The organism is Actinopolymorpha sp. B17G11, assembly GCF_040196095.1.
Lineage (GTDB): Bacteria > Actinomycetota > Actinomycetes > Propionibacteriales > Actinopolymorphaceae > Thermasporomyces.
This window is the reverse complement of the sequence record NZ_JBEFTW010000045.1, coordinates 1-21,065: the sequence shown is the minus strand read 5'-3', so window position 1 is coordinate 21,065 and position 21,065 is coordinate 1. Positions and strand designations below refer to the sequence as shown.

The 21,065-nt window shown below is 66.8% G+C and carries 20 protein-coding genes; 11 read left to right on the top strand and 9 right to left on the bottom strand.

All coding sequences use genetic code 11. From position 1 onward, the window contains the following. Position 1 precedes the first annotated feature (1 nt). The 4 genes from ABN028_RS30985 (at position 2) to ABN028_RS30970 (ending at position 2,088) form a co-directional block, all read left to right on the top strand. Entirely contained in the window at positions 2–499 is a 498-nt protein-coding gene (locus ABN028_RS30985) for a WXG100-like domain-containing protein (protein ID WP_349331333.1), read from the top strand. Further along, positions 492–875 carry a colicin E3/pyocin S6 family cytotoxin gene (locus ABN028_RS30980; protein ID WP_349331332.1) on the top strand — a complete coding sequence of 128 codons (384 nt, stop codon included), beginning with the start codon at positions 492–494 and terminating at the stop codon, positions 873–875. Before ABN028_RS30985 ends, ABN028_RS30980 begins: the two co-directional genes overlap by 8 nt. 16 nt (positions 876–891) lie before the next feature. Next, a complete protein-coding gene (locus tag ABN028_RS30975) occupies positions 892–1,128 on the top strand; it encodes a DUF7683 domain-containing protein (protein WP_349331331.1) in 237 nt (78 codons plus the stop codon). Between the two features lie 84 nt (positions 1,129–1,212). Beyond that, entirely contained in the window at positions 1,213–2,088 is an 876-nt protein-coding gene (locus tag ABN028_RS30970; RefSeq protein WP_349699065.1) for an NAD(P)-dependent oxidoreductase, read from the top strand. Positions 2,089–2,135: 47 nt separating this feature from the next. Here ABN028_RS30970 and ABN028_RS30965 read toward each other — a convergent pair whose 3' ends face one another. Then, complete coding sequence (locus tag ABN028_RS30965) at positions 2,136–3,134, bottom strand: hypothetical protein (protein ID WP_349699064.1); 999 nt, start codon at positions 3,132–3,134, stop codon at positions 2,136–2,138. A 170-nt stretch (positions 3,135–3,304) separates the two neighbouring features. Between ABN028_RS30965 and ABN028_RS30960 the strand changes: the two genes are divergently transcribed. Both ABN028_RS30960 and ABN028_RS30955 read left to right on the top strand, forming a co-directional pair. Then, on the top strand, positions 3,305–3,778 hold the full coding sequence (locus ABN028_RS30960; RefSeq protein ID WP_349699063.1) for an SRPBCC family protein: 474 nt from the start codon (positions 3,305–3,307) through the stop codon (positions 3,776–3,778). 262 nt (positions 3,779–4,040) lie between these two features. Then, positions 4,041–5,036: a lysylphosphatidylglycerol synthase transmembrane domain-containing protein gene (locus ABN028_RS30955; protein WP_349331327.1), complete on the top strand. Its 996-nt coding sequence runs from the start codon at positions 4,041–4,043 to the stop codon at positions 5,034–5,036. 179 nt (positions 5,037–5,215) lie between these two features. Here ABN028_RS30955 and ABN028_RS30950 read toward each other — a convergent pair whose 3' ends face one another. Continuing rightward, positions 5,216–6,154 (bottom strand): phosphotransferase family protein, encoded by a 939-nt coding sequence (locus tag ABN028_RS30950; RefSeq protein WP_349331326.1) that lies wholly within the window; start codon positions 6,152–6,154, stop codon positions 5,216–5,218. Positions 6,155–6,275: 121 nt separating this feature from the next. Between ABN028_RS30950 and ABN028_RS30945 the strand changes: the two genes are divergently transcribed. Continuing rightward, the gene (locus tag ABN028_RS30945) at positions 6,276–6,653 is read left to right on the top strand and encodes a nuclear transport factor 2 family protein (RefSeq protein WP_349331325.1); all 378 of its coding nucleotides are present in this window, start codon (positions 6,276–6,278) and stop codon (positions 6,651–6,653) included. Here the strand turns inward: ABN028_RS30945 and ABN028_RS35550 are convergent. Both ABN028_RS35550 and ABN028_RS30940 read right to left on the bottom strand, forming a co-directional pair. After that, positions 6,650–6,751, bottom strand: coding sequence for a hypothetical protein (locus tag ABN028_RS35550; RefSeq protein WP_502877646.1), 102 nt, complete (start codon positions 6,749–6,751; stop codon positions 6,650–6,652). The two genes, ABN028_RS30945 and ABN028_RS35550, sit on opposite strands and share 4 nt — an antisense overlap. Positions 6,752–6,908: 157 nt before the next feature. Further along, positions 6,909–7,697, bottom strand: coding sequence for a hypothetical protein (locus ABN028_RS30940; protein ID WP_349699062.1), 789 nt, complete (start codon positions 7,695–7,697; stop codon positions 6,909–6,911). 214 nt (positions 7,698–7,911) lie between these two features. Between ABN028_RS30940 and ABN028_RS30935 the strand changes: the two genes are divergently transcribed. Next, positions 7,912–8,550 (top strand): DUF2461 family protein, encoded by a 639-nt coding sequence (locus ABN028_RS30935; protein ID WP_349699061.1) that lies wholly within the window; start codon positions 7,912–7,914, stop codon positions 8,548–8,550. Here the strand turns inward: ABN028_RS30935 and ABN028_RS30930 are convergent. Both ABN028_RS30930 and ABN028_RS30925 read right to left on the bottom strand, forming a co-directional pair. After that, entirely contained in the window at positions 8,543–9,064 is a 522-nt protein-coding gene (locus tag ABN028_RS30930; protein ID WP_349699060.1) for an SRPBCC domain-containing protein, read from the bottom strand. The genes ABN028_RS30935 and ABN028_RS30930 overlap by 8 nt on opposite strands. 251 nt (positions 9,065–9,315) lie before the next feature. Further along, positions 9,316–10,557: an ROK family transcriptional regulator gene (locus tag ABN028_RS30925; protein WP_349699059.1), complete on the bottom strand. Its 1,242-nt coding sequence runs from the start codon at positions 10,555–10,557 to the stop codon at positions 9,316–9,318. 238 nt (positions 10,558–10,795) lie between these two features. On the opposite strand from ABN028_RS30925, the gene ABN028_RS30920 reads away from it, so the two are divergent. Next, positions 10,796–13,753, top strand: a complete 2,958-nt coding sequence (locus ABN028_RS30920; protein WP_349699058.1) for a glycoside hydrolase domain-containing protein — start codon at positions 10,796–10,798, stop codon at positions 13,751–13,753. A gap of 37 nt (positions 13,754–13,790) precedes the next feature. Here ABN028_RS30920 and ABN028_RS30915 read toward each other — a convergent pair whose 3' ends face one another. From ABN028_RS30915 to ABN028_RS30905, 3 genes are all read right to left on the bottom strand, one after another. Further along, positions 13,791–15,305, bottom strand: coding sequence for a cobyric acid synthase (locus ABN028_RS30915; RefSeq protein ID WP_349699057.1), 1,515 nt, complete (start codon positions 15,303–15,305; stop codon positions 13,791–13,793). Positions 15,306–15,433: 128 nt separating this feature from the next. After that, on the bottom strand, positions 15,434–16,618 hold the full coding sequence (locus ABN028_RS30910) for a phosphotransferase enzyme family protein (RefSeq protein ID WP_349331318.1): 1,185 nt from the start codon (positions 16,616–16,618) through the stop codon (positions 15,434–15,436). 272 nt (positions 16,619–16,890) lie between these two features. Further along, positions 16,891–18,861: an ABC transporter substrate-binding protein gene (locus ABN028_RS30905; protein ID WP_349699056.1), complete on the bottom strand. Its 1,971-nt coding sequence runs from the start codon at positions 18,859–18,861 to the stop codon at positions 16,891–16,893. A gap of 401 nt (positions 18,862–19,262) precedes the next feature. Between ABN028_RS30905 and ABN028_RS30900 the strand changes: the two genes are divergently transcribed. Both ABN028_RS30900 and ABN028_RS30895 read left to right on the top strand, forming a co-directional pair. After that, positions 19,263–20,405, top strand: a complete 1,143-nt coding sequence (locus ABN028_RS30900) for a mandelate racemase/muconate lactonizing enzyme family protein (protein ID WP_349699055.1) — start codon at positions 19,263–19,265, stop codon at positions 20,403–20,405. Between the two features lie 185 nt (positions 20,406–20,590). Beyond that, on the top strand, positions 20,591–21,065 hold a 475-nt coding region (locus ABN028_RS30895; RefSeq protein WP_349699054.1), incomplete at its 3' end, for an ABC transporter substrate-binding protein.

Genomic DNA, 21,065 nt, shown 5'->3' with positions numbered 1-21,065 from the left:
CATGGCACAAGGCATGGTGCTTCCTGGCTGGGCGATCAGCGTCATGGACGAGCTCGGCTTCACCTGGCCCGACGCCGACGAGGTCCGCATGATGCAGATCGGGCAGACCTGGATGGACTTTCAGGCCAAGCTCGAGGACGTCGCCCGGCAAGCGAACGAGGCCGCTGAGCGGGTCTGGACCGAGAACCACGACGACGCCATCGACCAGTTCAAGGCCGCGTGGTCCAAGCCCGGCGACACGATCGACACGTTGCGCAAAGACGCCGAGGGAGTCACGGTCGTCGGCATCGTCATCCTTGTCTGCGCCGCGGCCGTACTCATCCTCAAGATCCTCGTCATCGTCCAGCTGGTCATCCTCGTCCAGACCATCGCAGCGGCGATCGTGGCGGCGCCGGAGACCTTCGGCGCCTCACTCCTGATCATCCCGGCTGTCAAGTACGCCACCGGCCTGGCCATCGACCTGCTCATCGACCAGGCACTGGAGGCCCTCGTTGGGTAAGGGAAAGAATCGCGCCAAGAAGGCCGCCAAGTCGATGGGTTCCAAGATCGGCAGACGCGCAGAGGATGCCGTACCTCCTGCGGGCAACAAGGCCCCGCCTCCACGCAAGGGACAGCCTCCCCCGGGCCAGAAGTACCATCCTCCGCCGAAGAGCACGCCATTCCCAGGTGCGACCCGGGAGCGCGGCAAGACCCCGATCCAAGGTGGTGGCGGTACTCGGAAGCGCTGGAAGGACAATGATGGCAACATCTACGAGTGGGACAGCCAGCACGGCACGTTCGAGAAGTACGACAAGCGTGGCCGGCACCAGGGCGAGTACAACACCGACGGTGAGCAGACCAAACCAGCAGATCCGACCCGCAAGGTCGAACCATAGGAGCAGGTAAGGCAGCATGGCAGTCGTTCGTGAGATCGTTGGTTTCGGCAAAGACGACAAGCTTGTTTTCTCGCAGGAGTTTCCGGAGGAGAAGTTCCTCGAACTCCGTCCGCTGTTCGACTACGGCGACGACGAGCTGATGTATGGCGGTTCCTACGAAGTGTCCAAGGCCAACCGCGACAGGGTCGCCGCCGTCCTCGGCATCGAGCTGGATCCGAACATCGACTACTTCCTCGAGGCCTCGACTGATTAGGCCTCCGCTTGGAGGGAGCAGAAGCGAGATCCGGGATGCGGTGAGGTCGATTCCATAGCCCTCAGCGCCGATTCCAGGGAGCAGATGGTGTCTCGAGCAGTCGGTCTGATCGGAGCCGGAAACGTCGGCGGCCGCATGGCGAAAGACCTGGCCGCAGCTGGCTATCGGGTCACGGTCCTCGACCCGTCGGAGAAGGCGCAGTCTCGCGCGGGGGCCAACGGTGCGGCATGTGCCGCCGACCTCGCCGAGCTCGTGGCGGCCTCCGAGATCGTCCTGCTGTCTCTGCCGAACTCCGACATTGTCGACGAGGTCGTCGCCGGGGATGGTGGCCTGTTGAGCCTGTTGCCACCCGGGCGTCTCCTGGTCGACATGAGCACAAGCCTCCCGGCACGTACGCTGCGCCTGGTGAAGCTGTGCGAACGCGCGGGCGTACGCATGATCGACGCGCCGATCACCCTGGGCAGCCCGCACGGCATGGTCATCATGGCCGGCGGGCCGCAGCAGTGGTACGACGAGGCGAAGCCCCTCTTCGACGTCGTTGGACACAAGTCCACACTGGTGGGGCCGCACGGGCACGGCCATGTCACCAAGCTGGTGCAGAACATGATCTCCGGCGTCAACACGGCGATCGTCGCCGAAGCAGCCGCGTACGCCGCGAAGGCCGGCGTTGACGTCGGCCGCATAGTGGAGGCTCTTCGGGACACGAGCGCCGGCTCAGGGGCGATGGCCCGCATGATGCGTCGCGACTTCGGCGACGGGGGTCAGTTGGCGTTGCACCACAAGGATCTCGGCTACGCACTCCGTAGTGGTGCCGAGGTCGGAGCGGCGATGCCGTTCACCGAACTGCTGCGCGACGTGTTCGGCGACACCCTCGAGCACGGCGACACACACTGGTCGCAGGTCGCCTGCGTGACGTACTGGGAGCGCCGCATGGACGTTCAGGTGAACGCCGAGCAATAGTTCCACCATCGCCACGCAGCGGAGCCCCCAAGCTGCTCACGTCAAAGTCACCCGAACGAGACCCGGCCAGCGGCGTGCAGAACTTGCAGGGCGTTGAGGGTGATCATCAGGTTGGGTTGGCCTGGCTGTCCCCAGTCGATGACCTCGGGTGTGGTGGCGCTGCCGGCAGGGTTCCACCATCGCCCGTCGGCAGCCCAACGACCGTCCGGCAGGCGACGGCGTTCGAGCTCGTCGAGAGCGTCGCCGGCACGGGGGTCACCGAGCTTGCCCATCCGGGACAGGATGATGAGCACCCGCAGAATGTCGTAGTGCCAGTACGACGGGTACCGCAGCTCCAGCCACCGCGGGTTGATGACCTCACCTGCCGGGCGTCGGTGCGCGCGGCCTCGCCGCCGTACGCCGGTACCCAGGCTGTACAGCAGTCGGTGTTCCAGGAAGAGCTCGACAGCGCGTTCGGCGGCGGCGCTGGCGGCCTGGTCACCGGTGGCCGCTGCGTACTCGTGCAACGCCCACGCCGTGGAGAGCGTCTCGTGGAACGACGAGCGGCGACCCAACGCCTTGCTGTCGCAGTTCCACCCGCCGTCTGGCCATTGAGCGGAGATCAGCGTCTCGGCGACTTTCCGTGCCCGTGGATCGGCGGCCAGGCCCAGGCGTGAACTGACGGCCAGTGCATTCCCGCCGACGGAGCCGCACAGGAGGGCCAACCCGCCAATCTCGGCAGGCTTGTCACGGTAGGGCCCCTGGCGGGCGATCCACGCGAGCTCGTGCTCGGTCGCGGCTGCGATGCGGGGTTCCGCGGCCGGGACGCCGAGGTCGACCAGCGAGACCAGCCTCCAGTGCGCGCCCGTCCACTTGGCGTACGGACCACCGACACCCCCGAACCCACCGTTCGGTTGCTGACCGGACAGCAGCGCGGTCACCGTCGGACCGGTCAGGATTCTCTCTGCGTCTTCCTCGGCCGGCTCATCAAGAAGGTCGCGGCGAACCGCCAACCGGACCGCCGGCTCCTCGGAGTCGAGCAGCCACTCCACAGCAGCCTCGTCCATGGTTCACACCTCCCGGCTCGCGCGGTGTAACGGATGATTATCCGTTCGCACCGAAGATCGCGTCGAGCACCCGGTTCATCGAGATCTGCTCTGCGCCTTCCGCCGGCGGGACGGTGAAGCGGCCGGCAACAGTCGCCGGCAGGCTACGCGTCGTGTGTTTCGATAGGGCGATGACCAATCACCGTGAGGATCTCCGCGTCGTCAGCGCCAGCCGGGAGATTTCGGCCGGTGCCGGGCACGTCTTCGAGTTCATCGCTGACCCCAGTCAACAGCCTCGCTGGGATGGCAACGACAACCTGTCGGAGGCGGCCGCTGGGCAGCGAGTCCACGCTGTCGATGATGTCTTCAGCATGACCCTCACCAGAGGCCAGGTCCGAGAGAACCACGTGGTCGAGTTCGTGGAGGGTCAGCGCATCGCCTGGAGACCGGCCGAGCCGGGTCAGCAACCGCCGGGCCACCTGTGGCGATGGGAGCTCACGCCGATCGACGCGTCGCGTACGCGGGTGACCCACACCTACGACTGGACCGGGCTGACTGACCAGAGCCGGTTCCCACGCGCTCGGGCGACCACGGCAGACAAGCTGCAGAGCTCACTTGACCGACTCGCCGCACTCGCCGAGCACGAGGGATCTGGCCCCTCTTGAGTAGGTGACGCCCTCCCGCGAGCGTTCATACCGGACTTCCCCGGCGGAGACGATCGCCGAACCCCACGCTGAGGCATGCACACGAGTCGTCAGCCGAGGAGGCAGATCGGCGTCGTGGTCGATCGCAGCGACATCCTCGCCGGCTCGGATTGAACCGGCCGCCCACCTGGCGCGTGTGTCACAACAGGCGCTTGTCGAGGAGGCCAACGTTGCACAGCGCAACCGCGCGAGTCCTACGCCCGCACCCTGCTCGGGCGGTTCCGTGACGCGGCGGTCCTGGACGTGGGTCCGAACGCTGGGCGGCGCGGCGGTCCTCGGGTTCCTGGTCTGGCGGCTGGGGACCGGCCCGTTCCTCGACGGACTTCGCCTGATCGACGGCAGCGCCGTCGCGGCGGCGTCCGTCCTGGGCTGCGTGGCCACCGTGAGCTCTGCCTGGCGATGGAGCCTGGTCGCTCGGGGGCTCAGCGTCCAGTTGCCCATCGGCGCGGCCGTGGCCCGCTGCTACCGGTCCGTGTTCCTGAACACGCTGTTGCCCGGCGGAGTGCTTGGAGACGCCGACCGCGCGGTGCGCCACGGACGGGATGCCGGCGACATCGGCCGCGGCGTCCGTGCGGTGGTGTGGGAGCGCTCCGCCGGTCAGGTCGTGCTGGTCGTCCTGGCGATCATCGTGTTGTTCGCGTTCCCCTCGCCTCTACGACCACATATGCCCGCCCTGACCGCGGTGGTGCTGGTAGGCGGTCTGGCGGTCGTACTCCTGGCGCGTGCCGTGCCACGAAACAGCCTGGTGCGGCGGCTCCGGGCGCTGCGTACGGCAAAGGCGGACATCCGCGACGGGCTCCTCACTCAGGGCACCTGTCTCGGCGTCGTCCTCGCCTCCGCCGTCGCCGTGGCAGCCCACCTGGCGACGTTCCTGGTCGCGGCGCGCACTGCGGGCGCGACCGCACCACTGTCGCAGCTCGTCCCCCTGACCTTGCTGGCCCTTCTCGCCATGGGGCTGCCGGTGAACATCGGTGGTTGGGGACCGCGCGAAGGCGTGGCCGCATGGGCGTTCGGCGCCGCCGGGTTGACTGCCGCTCAGGGAGTCAGGACTGCCGTGGTGTACGGAGCGTTGGTGCTCGTCGCCAGTGTTCCCGGCGCCGTCGTCCTCGCGTTCCCGAAGCTCAGCCGCTTTCGGCGGGACCATCTGACCAACGGACGGGAGGTTCCGTACGCCAAGGAACGCTTCGTCGGTGGCGAGGTCGTCGAGAAGGTCGGTTGAACCTTCTTGACCGGAGTCAGGGTCGAACGCACGAACCTACTGAGGTGGCACGGTCATGGCGTGGATGAGCTGACGTGCGTGCACGGCGAGCCAGCGGTCGAGGTCGACCAGCTTGTCGGCACCGCTTCGAGGGCCTGCGGCGGCAGGGGCTACATCCCAGGAACGAGGGCGTTCGTGGTTCAGGAGCCGTCGAGTTCGGCGACAGCGCGGGCGAGGGCTTCCTCGAGCTCCCGCCAGTCGGAGGGCCGGTCGTCGCGCAGCTCGTCCAGGTAGCCGATGGTTCCGACAAGATCGGCCCAGGGGTTGAACCGTTCGCCGGTCAGGCGTTCCCAGTACCTGGTGAATCGGTCGGCCAAATCCAGGCCGTAGCGAAAGAGGTTGCCGCGACAGTTCGCCACATCAACAGACGGGGATCCGATGCTGGCAGCTTGCCAGTCGACCACACCAGTGACCGACGCACGGTGCCACAGCAGGTTGCCGGGGTGAAAATCGCCGTGGATGAACCCTCTGGTGTCCCCAGGCGCCGGCTGGTGGAAGACCTCGGCCGCTCGCTGCCACAGTTCGGGCCGATGTGTCCAATGAGGTGGTTCATAGCCGCTCGGAGTGTCGGGGACGTGCTCCGGGAACTGCTCTGGCGCGGGAAGGGTGGCGGTGTGAATCGTAGGCAGCACTTCCGCCATGCGGCGCAGCCACGGATCCACATCCTCAGGCACCCACTCGACGCGGCCGGGCAGGCATGTCATGAGCAGGGCAGGCGTCCCGGCTCGAGTTCCGGTCGGGTCGACGGCAAGCAGCCGCGGTGTCGGCGCGGCGATGGACTCTACGAAGGACAGGGTGCGCGCCTCCCGATCGGCAAGGTCTGGCCACTCGGCCCGGCGTTCTGGCCGGACGTAGCGGCGTAGCACCACCGTCCGGAGTCCTGTCCCACGGCGGAGCCTCAGCAGGTGCATCGCTGAGGACAGTCCCCCTTGCAGGACCTCGACCGACTCGACGGTGCCGCTCAGAGCGTGCTCTGCCCACGCCAGCGCCTGCCTCGGCGGTGCGGACCGCAAGAGTCGGACTGTCGTCTCGTCGTCGTCGAAGCCGTACGGCACCGTGTCGGCCTTATCGGCGTCCACCAGCCCACTCCGCTGGCAATGTCCTGCACAACACGGCCGTGACTCTAGCTCGCCCAGCCAGTCGCACCTCACGTCCTCGTGACGACGTCGGACGGCGCCTGCGCCTGGCAGCATGGCGAGCGTGGACAGAGAAGGCGTCGAAAGGTGGGTCGCCGGGTACGAGCGGGTGTGGCGCACACCAGGTACGGAGCCGCTTGCCGAGCTGTTCTCGCCGGACGTGTCCTACCGGCCGTCGCCGTGGGCACGCCCGGTCGTGGGACTGGCCCGGCTCGGCGCATGGTGGGAGGCCGAGCGCGACGGCCCCGACGAGGCGTTCGCAATGACGAGCGACGTCGTCGCCGTCGACGGCAACACTGCGGTGGTGCGGATCGAGGTCGCCTACCTGGGGGACGACGCGGCGCGCTGGCGCGACCTGTGGATTCTGCAGTTCGACGCCGACGGCCGTTGCGTCGGGTTCGAGGAGTGGCCCTTCGCCCCGGACCAGCCCGATGGGCACTAGGAACGGAGCCATCCTGTTCGGTTGTACCAACGTCCGCCGCTTCGCAGATGGGTGACAATCGCGTGGTGGAGCGACGTCTCCTGCGGTAGCTCATCCAGGAGCGCGATGGGCGGGTGCTTCCCCTCGTAGCGGCGGTGGAAGACATGCTGCAGTGGTGCCCAGTCGGCGAGCTCACGGTCGGTGAAGCGATCGAATCAGCGTTGGAACTGGATGATGTTCGAGCGTTCAGGCAGGTACGCGGCAAGGGACGCGATGTCACTCCGGATATCGGGTGGTCTCATCAGACCTTGGCTTCCCATCGCCTTCGGTTGCGGCGATCTCATCCAGCCACGCACGGGTCGCGGGCCATCCATGGGAAGTGAGGTGATCGCCCAGCTTCAACCACGCGTCCGTCGTCGGCGTGATGCCATCGACCCGTCCATGGCTGTCCAGTGAGTAGACCGCCTTGACCCGGCGGGCCGTCTCCTCGTCGATGCGCTCCGGATACTCGACGTCGCGCGCGACCTCACGAGCGAACCGGTCCAGCCCGTTGCCTTCCCTGCCGTGCCCTACGCTTCGCCGCAAGCTGACAGATCGGCCCTCCTCGGGATGCGCGTCGAAATGGCGTAGCAGGCACGCCACCTCCACGCGCGTCCCGTGACTACGGCTGTACGACAGCTGCTTGACATCCAGCGCTGGCACCTGGCCGGCGACCTCCGTGACAAGCTGGCGGATCGTCGTGGAGGTAGGTCCATTCGCCCATTCCACCGTGTAGGTGCCGATCCTCGTCGATCCGCCTCTGCCCGCGTGGTACAACAAGCGAACCTTGGCACCGGTGCGCTTGGACAACATTCCCGCCAATGCCCGAGCCTGCTTCGTCCGCTCCCCCGGATTCTTGGCCGGACGCTGCTCCTTGACCATCCGTTCGATCTTGCGGGCCAGGTCGACAGCAGTGCCGGCCTCCGGCAGGTCGCCGGCTTCGATGCGGTCGGCCAAGGCGCGCAGCTCACCGGCCACCCTGCGATGGGCATGCCGGCGCAGATCCTCTCCGACGTAACGACCCATGAGGCCACCTCCGCACCCGCCATCAGGCCGACTCAACGAGATCAGCGGAACGCCAGTTGAACCGACGCCGACATGCTGCTCGGCGTCTTGGCCACCGTCTTTGAGGATAACGAGCCGAGCTGCCGGTGACCCTAGGCGAGCGCTCCCCCGCTGCCTGTGGGCAGGCTCGCCGCAGCGTGGTGGGGACGTCGGTGGGCGGTGGCAGAGTGGCGCTATGAGTGGACGCTTCAACGGCTGGCCGGAGCAGGCGTTCGACGTGCTGCTCAAGCTCGAGGGCGATCCTCCGGCGGCCTTCCGGGAGACCCTTCGCAAGGAGCGGGAACAGCTGGTACGCCGGCCCATGATCGCCCTCCTCCAGGACGTCGCCGACGCAGACGCCACCTACGACGACTTCTCGGTGTGGGGCTTTCGCATCATGCTCTGGCCTTGGCAGCGGCAGGCCGCGCGCGTCCTGATCGAGTGCGGCGTCGAGCTCGGCGTGATCTTCGACCTCGACGGGCTGCACGTCCACGGTGGCGGGTGGTACTTCGGTCCCGAGCGCGAGGCCTTCCGGGCGGCGGTCGCCGACGACACGTCCGGGTCCGCCCTGGTGACGATCGTCGAGGCACTGCGGACGCGGGGCTACGACATCACCGGCGACGTGATGAAACGGGTTCCGCGGGGCTATCCGGCCGACCATCCGCGTGCCGACCTGCTACGGCACCGCACACTGTCCGCCGGGCGGCCACTCGGATGTGACGGATGGCTGCACACCCCGGAGGCGGTCGACCACGTGCTCGCGGCGTTCGAGGACCTGCGGCCGCTGATGTCGTGGCTCGCCGACCACGCAGTGGTGGACTCGGACGTCACGTGACTTGACGCAGGGCCGCCGCGAAGCGCCGTCCCGGCGTCGGGTCGACCCCGAAGCGCTCGGCGTAGCGTTCGTGAATTTCCGCCCACTGCTCGTGTGCGGCCTCTTCAGAGAGGTGCTCACCGACGAGATGGGGCTCGAGCCGCGAGAGGTAGGTCTCCCAGCCGGTTGCGGTCTGCGCTGCGAGCGCCGGGTCGTCGATGACGTGGGTGAAGATCAACCGGCAGCCACCTTCTTGAGTGGTCAGCTCGAAACTCTGCGGCTGGCCGGCGTAGACCCAAGCCAGGCGATGGGGTGCATCGACCTCGGTCACCTCAAGGGTCGCGCCGGCGGCCTCGAAGGTCTCGCCCACCTCCGGCGTCCAGTCGACGGCTGCCGGAAACCAACGCTCGAGCTCTGCTGGCACGCTGGCGGCCCGCCACACGCGCTCGATCGGGTGGGCGAGTGTGCGCTCGAAGCGCAGCGCTGAGCGACCGTCGATCGTTTCCAGAGTTCCGTAGGCGGTGGGTTCGGTCATGAGTTCTCCTTGAGGTGTGGTTCGAGAGCGTTGAGGCGCCTCGCCCAGTACGCAATCTGTCGATGGACCTTGTCGCGGCCCTCCCGGCGGCTCTCGACCAGGCCGGCGTCCCGTCCGCCGCAACACCCACCATAGGCAAGTCGTCACTTGCCTGTCAAAGCGATACGTCCCGAGTTCTTCGAGGCGTCAGCGATGCGTCGAGGCAGATCAGGGTCGGCGGCATCGGAACCGACAACGCCGCGCCGCGCGGATCATCCCTGCGCATCGAGCAGGTGCGGCACCGCGAGGTCGAGGGCCTTACGTATCGCGCCCAGCGCGACGGCCCGCTCTCCGAGCGTCGAGACGGCGACCTGAGGAGGCTCGACCCCTGGCCCCGAGACACCGTCCAGTGCCGCACGAATGGCCGGAAGGATGATGTCCCCGGAGGCTGAGGCGTTTCCGCCGATGACGAACAGCTCCGGGCTGACCAGCGTGGTGATGACGATGGCGACCGCGCAGGTCCTTTCCATAGCGGTCTCCACCTGGCGGACGGCGGCCCGTTGGCGGCGCTGCGCGGCGGCGAGGGTCCTGTCGAGGTCGTCGACCTGCACGCCGTGCAGCGGTGCAAGGCCTCTGAGGAGAGTACGGACCGGCTCGCCCTGGACCTGTCGGCGCGAGATCAGCTGGTCGACCTCGGTGCGGACGACAGCCCGGAGGAGCTCCTCTATGGACTCAGACGAAGCGGTGTTCCTGAGCAGCCCGAGGAAAGTCATCTCGCCGGTGCCGCCGCGCTTGCCGCGGACGAGTTCGCCGCCGATGACGATCCCGGCACCTATCCGATCACCAGCCAGGAGGAGTACGACGTCGTCGACGCCGTGCGCCGCGCCCTGCCAGCACTCACCCAGAGTGGCGAGGTTCGCGTCGTTCTCGACGGCGACGGCGCAGTCGAAGCCGCGCCCGAACTCGGCCGCCAGACAGAGACCGGACCAGCCCGCCATGGCGTTGCAGTAGGTCACGGTGCCGGTCTGGCTGTCGACGATTCCAGGCGTTCCCACACCGATGGCTCGAAGGTCGGACGGGCTGACGCGGGCGTCGTCCATGGCCGATGCGGCGATCCGACGCGCCGCGCGAAGGCGCTGCGGCCGGCTCATGGCCGGGTCCAGTGAGCGCTCTCGACCTCCGACGACGGCGCCGAGCAGGTCGGTGACGACGACCTCGAGCCGGTGTGCCCCGATGTCCACGCCGAGGAGGTAGCCGGATTCCGCGCGGAAGCGGAGCCGCCGAGGCGGGCGTCCCCGTCCTCGCGCACCATCGGTCGCCGACTTCGGGACCTCCGCCACGAGTCCGAGTCCGATGAGGTCCTCGACGACGGCGTCGAGGGTCACGCGCGACAGGCCGGCCTCGGCGGCGAGCTCCGCGACGTTGAGCGGCCCACCGGAGCGGAGTACGTCGAGGACCCGCCCGGCATTGAGGCGACGCAGCAGCGGCGGCGTCGCCGACTCGGCGCGTGACATCCACCTCTCCTCTCCGGCGCTGTCGGCGTCACCCTATGGTCCTGGCGGGGTGAGGCCCGGAGCAACCATTTTTTCATGGAACCCTTGACTTATTATCCGGATGCGTCCCACCCTTGTCGCGCAACCCCTCCTCGTCATCTCGTCGTTCGGCTGAGTGAATGCGGCGGCTGGTCCTCGGGCCGGATCCGCCTCCGGAAGGACAGCGATGCGGACCAGAGCCCCTTCCCTGATCATCGTCATGGGACTCCTTCTGCTCCCCCTGGGCCCCCTCGCGCAGGCGAAGAGCGCAAGGTTCGACGTCTGGGTGGAGAACGCGCTCAGGACCATCTACCGAACCAGCACCCTCCCGCAGAACGCAGGAGACGCCATCCGAGTCGTCTCGGCGCGGAACGAGTACGAAAGCGCCCAGATCGCGCTGCGGAGCATCGAACCGCTGACGATCAGCAGGGTGCGGTTCTCCAACCTCGTCTCCGCCAGCGGCAAGGTCATCGACAACAAGCATCTGCGGCATCGCTTCGAGGAGTACGAAGACAACGCGACCGTCCAGCCGAACGCGTTCTTCCCCGACCGGGTGGGCCGACAGCTCTATCCCCAGTCGGCACTGCCCGACCCGCTCTCGAACGACCGCACGGTCAAGGTGGACGCAAACTCCACCCAACCGATCTTCGTTACGAGCTACGTGCCCACCAGTACGACACCCGGAGCATACGAGGGAACGGTCACTGTCGAGACCACGCGCGGAAACCGCGTCGTCCCCATCCGGGTCAGCGTCTTCGACGTCACGGTTCCCGCCACCTCCGACGCCACCATCGATCAGTACCACTGGACGATGACGAACGGCTTCACCTGGGACGGGCTGAGGTGGAACGGCGAGGGCAGCCAGGCCTACGACGTGGGGCAGCACTACTACGGCGTAAAGACCTACAGCGACAAGTGGTTCACGCTCATGGACAACTTCGCCCAGACACTGGCCGACTACCGGACCACCATGGTGTGGATACGCACCGACCTGCTCCTCCAGGCGACTGGCACGGAGCTCTCCGAGTTCACCGAGGGAGTTCCCGACGATCTGGACTGGTCACTCTTCGACCGCTACGTGGAGACCTTCCGCCGGCACGGCATCACGGCCTTCGCCAACCAGCACCTGATCCACACGCTCAACAAGATGCCCGACAGCGAGAAGCCGGACGCCTCGTGGAACACCGAACTCCCCGACGAGCTGCCCGTGACCGATGCGTACCTCGAGAACTATCTGACCGCACTGAACCAGCATCTGCAGGAGAAGGGCTGGACCGGACCGGACGGCGGCACGTGGTACCAGCACATCCTTGACGAACCGATCACGGACGCCCAGAAGAACTGGTGGACCTACGTCGCCAGGAAGATCAAGCAGATCAACGCGCAGACCGGCGCCGAGTTCCGCACGATGGACGCCGATCCCAACGGGATCCTGCTCGGTGAGCAGACCAAGGATCACGTCGACACCTGGGTGCCGCTGACCCCGGCCTTCGAGGCGAAGAAGGAGGAGTACAAGGCACAGCAGGCAGCCGGGCAGGACCTGTGGGTGTACACCTGCGAGGTCAACACGCCGCCGTGGCTCAACCGGTTCTGGTCGCAACCGACCCTGACCGGACGGTTGCTCTTCTGGAACCTCCAACGCCAAGGCGTGCAAGGGCACCTGCACTGGGCGTGGAACGCATGGTACGTCGGCCCCTGGAACGGTGACTCCTACATCGTCTATCCCGACAAGGAACACCTGACGGTGAAGAGCAGCCTGCGCTACGAGGCACACCGCGACGGCCTGGAGGATTACGAACTCCTGCACCAGCTGCAGCAAAAGGACCCTGAACTCGCGCGGAGGATCGCCGACAGTGCCGTGAGCCCGGAGGACCCGCGGAAGTACACGCTCGATCCGGCGTACATCAAGACTCTTCACGACTACGTGGTCCAGGCGGCCGCCGGTGTGGACGCCGGAGACTTCCCCGACCCGACGAGTCCCTACCCCGACCAGGAAGTGCCCTCGACGTACCTGGTCGACGACACCGACACCTCCCTCACCTACGACGGAGACTGGTTCTCCCGCAAGCGGCAGTACGCCTACCTGGGTGCGGTCACCATGAGCGAAACCGCCGACGACGCACTGGCGTACACGTTCGACGGGTCCGGAATCGACCTCATCGTCGAGAAGGGCACGACGTCGGGAAAGGTGTCGATATCCGTCGACGGCGGGGAACCCGAGATCATCGACCTGTACGAAGCCGTGCGGTACGACTACGCCACGGTGTTCCGGGCACGCGACCTGGCCGCCGGGGTGCCGCACACGATCAGGGTCGTGAATCTCGATGGCAAGGAGCTCCGCCTCGACGGGCTACGCGTCCACCTGCATCCCGGCCAACAGCACGGCGACGCGTCGCTGGAAAGCCTCGACATCCCTGGTGTCAGGGACTACGTCTTCGACGGTCGACTCACGACCTATCGACTCCTCATTCCCGAGGAGAGGGACTCGGTCACCGTCACGCCGTCGCTGACCGACCCCGAGGGCTCGCTCACGATCAACGGTACGCAGGTGACTGATGGCACCACGGTCACTGTCGATGTGCCGGTAGGCAAGAGCACCCTTCGCATTCGTACGACCGCGGGCGACGGCACGACCTCGATGCTCTACACGGTCGAGTTCGTCAAGGGCGCTGTGAACACACCCGGCACCAACGTCTCGAGGTCGTACTCCACCATCACCGCGTCCGCAACCCGCTCGGGTGAGGGCGGCGTGGTCTACGGTCCACAGAAGATGGTCGACGGTGATTCCGGAACGATGTTCGCCGCCGAACAGGGCTACACCGACGCCCATCCGTTCCCCCACGAGATCGTGACCACCTGGGACCAGCCGCAGAGCATGAACACCCTCGTCATGCAGACGCCGTCCGGAGTCCTGCAGGGCATCACCGATGTCGACGTCCAGACGTCCACCGACGGATCGACCTGGACCACGGTGGCGCGGGGCGTCCAGCTCCGATGGGCACGGGATGAGGACGACGGCGTGATGGAGTCGGTGGCCGCCGACCTTCCCGAGCTCGACAACGTGACGCACCTTCGGATAAAGATCAACGACGCCAACTACACGACGTGGAGCATGTACGCGGTGTACGAACTCGAGCTCTACGACCTTCCCGACCACGGCGAGATCGCCATCGGCTGAGCGCAACGTCGACGGTGCGGACCCGGAGGCACTCGCCTCACGCCATGCCACCCCGGATGGTACGGATGCCCGCCGGTGCGCCGTTTCGGGCAAGGGCCAGCAGGGCATCGACATCGAGGTGTTCCTCGACGGTGTCCGCCAGTCGGTCGATCCGCTCCTCGCGCAGCTGTGCGAACGACGCGCTGCCGGGCTTGAACCCGTCCGCTCCGCGTAGGCGGGCGACCTCGGTGAGCCAGGCCCGCCGCAGCGCGTCCGCCTCGAAGATCCCGTGCCACAGGGTGCCGAAGACCGTGCCGCGGCGGGCTCCACCCAGGAACGCCTCACCTTCGGACACGGTGACCCGCCCGTGGTGGATCTCGTAACCCGACGCCGGCGCCCCCAGTGCCTCTCCGGAACACAACCGCACCACCTTGTGGGCCTCGAAGCACGTGTCGGCATCGAGCAGCCCGAGCCCGGACACCGCGGCGCCGGCCCGACCCTCCACACCGTCGGGGTCAGTAATACTGCGGCCGAGCATCTGGAAACCGCCGCAGATGCCCAGAACGACCCCACCCGCTGCCGCATGGTCGGCAACCGCTCGTGCCAGCCCGCGTTGGTGGAGCCACTCCAGGTCGGCCAGCGTCGAGCGGGTGCCCGGCAGCACAACGACATCGGCGCCGGCGAGACTCCGTGGGTCGTCGACGAAGCGCACCGCCAGACCAGGCTCCACGGCAAGAGCGTCGACATCGGTGAAGTTGCTGATCCGCGGGAACCGCACCACAGCGACCTGCAGCGTGTCCCCGACGGACCCATCCATGCCACCGACGCCGCCGGGACGCGCCCGTTCCTCCAATGCCAGGGCGTCTTCCGCGTCCAGCCACAGGTCGCGGATCCACGGCAGCACGCCGTAGACCCGACGGCCGGTCATCCGCTCCAGGTCGACAAGGCCAGGTCGCAGCAGACCGACGTCACCGCGGAACTTGTTCACCACGAAGCCTGCCACCAGCGCCTGGTCGGCGGCCTCCAGCAACGCGACCGTGCCGAAGAAGGACGCGAACACGCCTCCGCGATCGATGTCCCCGACCACCACCGCAGGCATACCGGCATGCCGAGCCAACCCCAGGTTGACGTAATCGCCCACGCGCAGGTTGATCTCCGCAGGACTTCCCGCGCCCTCACACACCACAACGTCGTACCGACCGCGAAGGTCATCGAACGCATCGAACGCCGCGCGAGCAAGGTGCTGACGCCCGACCGCGAACTCCCCCGCCTCCAACCGGCCCGCCGAGCGGCCCATCACCACCACGTGACTGCTTCTGTCGCTGCCCGGCTTGAGGAGTACCGGGTTCATCGCCGCCTCGGGCTCCGCGCCCGCCGCCACCGCCTGCACCCACTGAGCCCGGCCGATCTCGGCGCCCTCCGCGGTGACCATCGAGTTGTTCGACATGTTCTGCGCTTTGTACGGCGCCACCCGTAGACCGCGCCGCGCGAACGCCCGGCACAGCGCCGTGGTCACCACAGACTTACCGGCATCAGAAGTCGTACCGGCAACCAGCAATCCGACGCCGCTCACCCGCACGTCTCCACAACCGCCTCAGCGCCCGACCAAGCCACACACGCAACATACCGACCGCGCGCACCCAGCGGCCCCCGCCCCGACCGGCCGCTGGGCTCCTCCCGCACACGGTGATCGCGGCGCGTCTACGTCAGGGGCTGTAGCTCCTCGAGGAGTTGCTCGATCTTGGTGACGGTGAGCTGGTCGGCGATCAGCTGCTGTACCTCGGCCTCAACGTAGGCTCGCTTCTCGTCGCCGATGGCGCCCCGCGCCGTGCAGAACTGGTCGTACGTCCAGTTGAGGTGCGCTGTGATCGTGAGCCAGAACGAGGAGAGGTCGAGCGGCGGGACAGCACCGGCCCGGTCGCGGTAGCCGGCAACGAGCGCTCGCGCGGTGCCCGGATTAGCCGGACCGGACACCGTCCAATGCACGAGGACGTAAGCGAGCTCCCACTCTGGTCGGTGCGGGCCTGCGAAGTCCCAGTGGACCAGGGCCAGCTCGTCGTTGGGTGCCATCCGCACCGATCCGATGTTGAGGTCGGCGATGCTGACCACCAGCGGCTCGACGGCCGGTCGGAAAGGGACGGACTCGAGCGCGCTCAGCGTGCCTTCTCGAAGGCGAACCAAGTCGTCTGTCCAGGGCTTGCCCGCCGCGGACGTTCCGGTGATGAGCTGATCCCACTCCGCGTCTGAGTGGCGGTACGTGAGATGCCCCGGTGCGAACGGTGTGAACACCTGGTCGCTGGGCATCGCCACCTCGTGCACCGTCGCCAGAGTCCGGCCGACCTGCCGCGCGACCGATGAACGCACTGGCTGCAGAACCTCAGGGCCGAGTTCCATCCACTCATCGACTCGCCAGCTCTTCCCGCCGACGCGCCGGACCAGCGCACCGTCAGCGGCGCGGACGGGCTTGGGGGCGAGGACACCCGCAGCACGTGCTCGCTCGCGCAGCTCCGTCGCGCGAGAGGCCTGGTCGTTCCCGATCCAGTCGAAGACGGGTCCGACCAGCCACACGCCCCGCTCCGTCTCCAGCCGCCACCGCCGGCCCATGAATGCGTACGAGATCGGTGTCATGGGCGCCTTGACGTCACCAAGATCGAACGCGTCAGCAAGGTCGCGGGCGAGTCCCGGGTCGGCCGTCGGCGGCATCGAGCGCCGGCGCTCGACCTCGGCCTTCAGGTCCGGCCAAGTCCGAAAGCCGTACTGGTCGGCGACGGCGCGTTGCGCGTCGGAAAGGGCGGCCGTCGGATCGGTCTCGCGCAGCGCGACGAGGAGGTCTTTGGCTTCCTGACGGAGGAAGTCGAGATTCGGAGTGTCGGGCAGGACTCTCACTGCTACTCGCTCTCGTACCCGGACTCGCACGGGTGGTTCAGAGCGGCGGTGAGGTACCCACGCTGATCCAACGTCTGGTGGGGTGGCTTCTAGCCTTCCGGCGAGTCTCGACGCGCCCCTCGACACGTTGCCCGTATACAAGCATGACGTCCCCGATGCGTCAACGCCTGCCTGATCGATGCACGACGGGCACGCAGCTTGCACGCCGAGGAGTGGGCGAACGGTCAAGCCTGGATCGCGTCGTGCACCACCACGGGTTTCGGCGCGCTGGCCTATTCGCGGAAGTATTGCTCGGGGTTGGTCGGCCCTGGCTCGGGATAACTGCTCCCGTCGAGGAATGGGTCCGGGACGTTGTGAAAGTCGTTCTGGACGATGTTGTACTGCTGGGTCGTCCGTGCGGTCCCGATGACGTAGAACTCCTCGGCGGCGATCTTGAGGATCTCGGTGAACAGCTCGACCCGCTCGGCCTCGTCGAGGGTGGCTTTCACCTGGTCGAACAGCTCCATCTGGCGCTTCTGCGGTGCCGGCGGCTCCTCGCCCTCCGCGCCGCCGGAGTCGTACCACTGAGCCCACCTTATGGCCATCGACGATCCGGCGGCGGGTAGGTACCAACCGGGATTCAGGTACGGAATCAGGCCACCGTCACCGTCATCCATGATGGCCTCGTGATCGTTGGCGTCGATGCGGGCGAAGATCAACTCGGCCGCCACCACCTCGACGCGCGCGTCGACACCGACCTCGCGCCAGTAACGCCCGGCCAGTTCGGCGATATCGGCCCATGCGGGGTTGAAGTTGACTCGGACCTGGAGGTTGAAGCCCAAGCGCTTACCGTCGTCGCGAAGCCGGAACCCCTCGTCGTCTCGCTGGCTGTACCCAGCCAGGTCAAGGTGCTCGTTGGCCTTGTCCAGGTCGTACTCGGTGTATTGCGTACCGAGCGGCTCGTAGAAGTATTTCGATTCCGGCCGCGGCGAGGTGTTCCAGGGCTCACCCTGGCCCTTCATGATGAGGCTGACGATCTCCTTGCGGTTCAGGGCGTACGACAGGCCGATCTTGAAGTCCTTGTTCTGGAACACTGCCCGCATCGCCGGGTCTTTGTGGTTGTGGTTCAAGACGAAGGTACCGAAGTTCATTCGGTCCTCGACCATGTCGACGAAGTGATATCCACCCGCCTGCCGCCCTCGTGCGAACACCGGCTTGCTCTGCAGGGTGGCGATTCCGGGCGTGATGACGCTGTAGCGCCCTTCGGTGATCTGCAGGGTGGAGACGTTGGGCTCCTCGACGATCTCCATGACGACCTTGTCGAGGTAGGGCAGCTGGGCACCGTTGGGGTCGGTCTTCCAGTAGAACGGATTGCGTTCGGCGACGAGGCGGTTGCCTTCGCCGATCCCTTGGACGATTCTCCAGGGGTAGACGGTTGGCAGCTCGGGGTTCTGCCATGAGCCGAGGTTGCCGGGACCCAGGCCGCCACGTGCGCCGAACAGTTCCATCCAGTTGGCGAAACCTTCGTCCTTCGCGAGACTCTCCGCATCGGGGTTGTACTTCGGGTGGAACTTCTCCAGGTAGTGACGAGGTAGGGAGGTCAGAACCGTGCCGCTGGCGGCGATGTTCTCCAGGAAGATTCCGTTGGGCTCGGCGAAGACGAACTTGAACGTCACGTCATCGATCTTCTCCAGCGTCGCCGGCTGCCTGGCGGTCGTGAGCCACGTCGTGAATACCGGAAACAAGTCCTTGTTCTTCTGGACATCCTCGTAGGCGAAGACGATGTCGTCGACGCCGAACGGCTCGCCATCCGACCACTTCATGTCCGCACGAAGATGGAAGGTGTACTCGCGCGTGTCCTCGCTTACGTCCCATTCCTTTGCGATCCCGGGGACAACACCGGTGCTCTCGATATTCCATCGCACCAACGGCTCGTACGACAGACACCCGACCAGGTGCGGGTCGGCGGCGACACTGGTGAGGAACGTGTCCCACTGCCCGCCGTACCGCCCGATCCGGTCGGTGGGCTGCACCTCCAGCGGTTCCTTCGGGAGCCGTTGCTTGAGTGGGGGCAGCTTCCCGTCCTTCACCAACGCGGCAAGGTCAGGTGCCTCCTTGGCGCCGCTCTTGCTTGACGCGCCGCCGCCTCCGCCCTCCGGATCGGTGGACAACAGGTCGCACCCGGGAACGGCTAGCATCGCCGTCGCCGCCGTGCCGAATCGCAGTACGTCTCGCCTCGCCGGTCGCCGGTTCGCTAGTCCCATGTAGCTAGCACCCCATCCAAAGAGTCCACCCACCATGGTGGTCATGCCTGTGCCGACAGCGATGGCACCTTCTCTAACTCCGTTAGGTCCGTGAGTGCCAACGGAAACGAAGATCGTCACATTGAAAAAAGGACCCGGTCAAGGACTGCCCGGCAGGTTGTCCAGGACTGGAACCGGCCACGGACACCACTCATGTGGCGGAGCAGCCACAGCTCGAGACGTGGCCGATCCCCGGGCAAGGCGACGAGGCCGAGTGAGGTCTCGATGGCCAGAAGTTCCGGCGGTTGGCGACCGCCGCTGGCCCGATCCGGCGGGAAGCTCCATGACTGTGAGCGGCTTGGCTAGCGTGTCCGGACCAGTGCTTCAAGTGTCCGGGCCAGTGCTTCAAAAGGAAGAGGGATATGAAGATCACCGCGGTGGAGACGGTCGTGCCGGACCTGAATCTTTCCCGCCCGTTCGTCTTCGTGCTGGTGCGTACGGATGAGGGAGTGACCGGGCTCGGTCAGACCGCCGACGTGCGCACGATCGGGGTGTTGCGCGACCTCGCGGAGCGGTTTCTCATCGGTGCCGACCCTCGCCGGTCGACGCTGCACTGGCACGAGATGTTCGACTGGTCGGCGTACCACGGCTATGCCGGCGCGGAGTCGCGGGCGATCTCGGCACTCGACATCGCGCTGTGGGACATTCGCGGCCAGCTCGCAGGCCAACCGATCGGCTCATTGCTCGGTGGCCCGGTGCGCGAATCCGTACCCATCTACAACACGTGTGGTGCGTACGCGGGCAACTCCGATGGTGAGCGAGCGCGGCGCGACCCGGTGGGGTTGGCCGAGGAACTGTTGGCTGCGGGGATCACCTGCATGAAGGTAGCGCCGTTCGAGCGCTTCATCGTGCCGTCCCGCGGAGCCTTGATCACCAAGGAGCAGTTGGCGGAGGGCGTCGCCGGTATCGAGAAGATCGCCGCGGCACTCGGTGACCGCATGGAGGTGATGGTCGAGGCACACGGCCTGTTGAGCCCGAACGTCGCGGCGCAGGTGGTCGTGGCGCTGGATGGGCTGCCGGTGCGGTGGATCGAGGATCCGATCGCACAGGACAACACCGAGGAATGGGTCCGGCTGCGTGAGAAGAGCACCGTGCCGATCGCCGGTGGAGAGCGGCTGCAGACCCGGCACCAGCTTCGCCGGCTGATCGAGCACGGCGGTGTCGACGTCGTGATCAGCGATATCACCTGGTGCGGCGGGATCACCGAGACGAAGCGTGTCGCCGACCTGGCAGAACTGCACGGGGTGCCGCTGGCCACGCACGGCAACTCCGGGCCGGTCAACCTGTGGTCGGCCGCGCACCTGCTCACCTCGATCCCCAACGCGTACATGGCCGAGACCGTACGCGTCCAGCACGATCCGACCATCGGCTACTTCCACAAGGTGGTCGACGGGCCGTCGATCCTCACGGACGGCCACCTGAACGCCCCCACCGCACCCGGTCTGGGTATCACCCTTCGCGACGACTTTCCGACCCTCACTTCCTCACGTGGGGCGACGGGCTAGCTTCCGCGACCTCGACGACCGTGCGAACTGCGGCTACACCGTCGGAGCGACGAGACAGCGGTTCGTGGTGACGGCAACTATTGGCCGTGGCAACCATGATCGTGGCGCTGGGAGAACTCCGAACCAGCATTGACGGTCGAGTGGGAACGTAGTACTCATCGCACTACCGCAGAGAGGAGCCAGGTGTGTCCTTCGATCTGAGTAGGCGCGATGTACTCCGTGCCGGTGGTGCGGTGGTGGCGGCGGCCGTGAGCGCCGGCTGTGACGTGCTCTCTACCCAGCCCAAGAACTCGGGCGACGGTGGCGGTAGCAGCGGTGGGCCGAAACCGAAGGAGGCACCGATGCTTGCCGAGCTGGTCAAGCAAGGCAAGCTTCCGGAGCTGTCGAAACGGCTGCCGCCGGATCCGGTGGTCGTCCAGCCGCTGGACCGCTTGGGCACGTACGGCGGCCAGTGGCGGTTGACGACCCAGGCGAGCGGCTACGGCACGGGCGCCACCCAGTACCAGCTCTGCGGCTACGAAAACCTCGTGCGTTGGGATCCGACGTTCAAGAAGATCATTGGGAATGTTGCCGACAGCTGGGAGATCGGGGCGGACGGCAAGGAGTACACGTTCAAGCTGCATCCGGGCCTCAAGTGGTCGGACGGGCATCCCTTCACCG

Coding starts and splice junctions, on each gene's coding strand:
- ABN028_RS30940 (WP_349699062.1), bottom strand. CDS start 7,697: ATGGGTCGTTACGTCGGAGAGGATCTGCGCCGGCATGCCCATCGCAGG.
- ABN028_RS30925 (WP_349699059.1), bottom strand. CDS start 10,557: ATGTCACGCGCCGAGTCGGCGACGCCGCCGCTGCTGCGTCGCCTCAAT.
- ABN028_RS30905 (WP_349699056.1), bottom strand. CDS start 18,861: ATGGGACTAGCGAACCGGCGACCGGCGAGGCGAGACGTACTGCGATTC.
- ABN028_RS30960 (WP_349699063.1), top strand. CDS start 3,305: ATGACCAATCACCGTGAGGATCTCCGCGTCGTCAGCGCCAGCCGGGAG.
- ABN028_RS30985 (WP_349331333.1), top strand. CDS start 2: ATGGCACAAGGCATGGTGCTTCCTGGCTGGGCGATCAGCGTCATGGAC.
- ABN028_RS30965 (WP_349699064.1), bottom strand. CDS start 3,134: ATGGACGAGGCTGCTGTGGAGTGGCTGCTCGACTCCGAGGAGCCGGCG.
- ABN028_RS30935 (WP_349699061.1), top strand. CDS start 7,912: ATGAGTGGACGCTTCAACGGCTGGCCGGAGCAGGCGTTCGACGTGCTG.
- ABN028_RS30975 (WP_349331331.1), top strand. CDS start 892: ATGGCAGTCGTTCGTGAGATCGTTGGTTTCGGCAAAGACGACAAGCTT.
- ABN028_RS30930 (WP_349699060.1), bottom strand. CDS start 9,064: ATGACCGAACCCACCGCCTACGGAACTCTGGAAACGATCGACGGTCGC.
- ABN028_RS30920 (WP_349699058.1), top strand. CDS start 10,796: ATGGGACTCCTTCTGCTCCCCCTGGGCCCCCTCGCGCAGGCGAAGAGC.
- ABN028_RS30970 (WP_349699065.1), top strand. CDS start 1,213: ATGGTGTCTCGAGCAGTCGGTCTGATCGGAGCCGGAAACGTCGGCGGC.
- ABN028_RS30900 (WP_349699055.1), top strand. CDS start 19,263: ATGAAGATCACCGCGGTGGAGACGGTCGTGCCGGACCTGAATCTTTCC.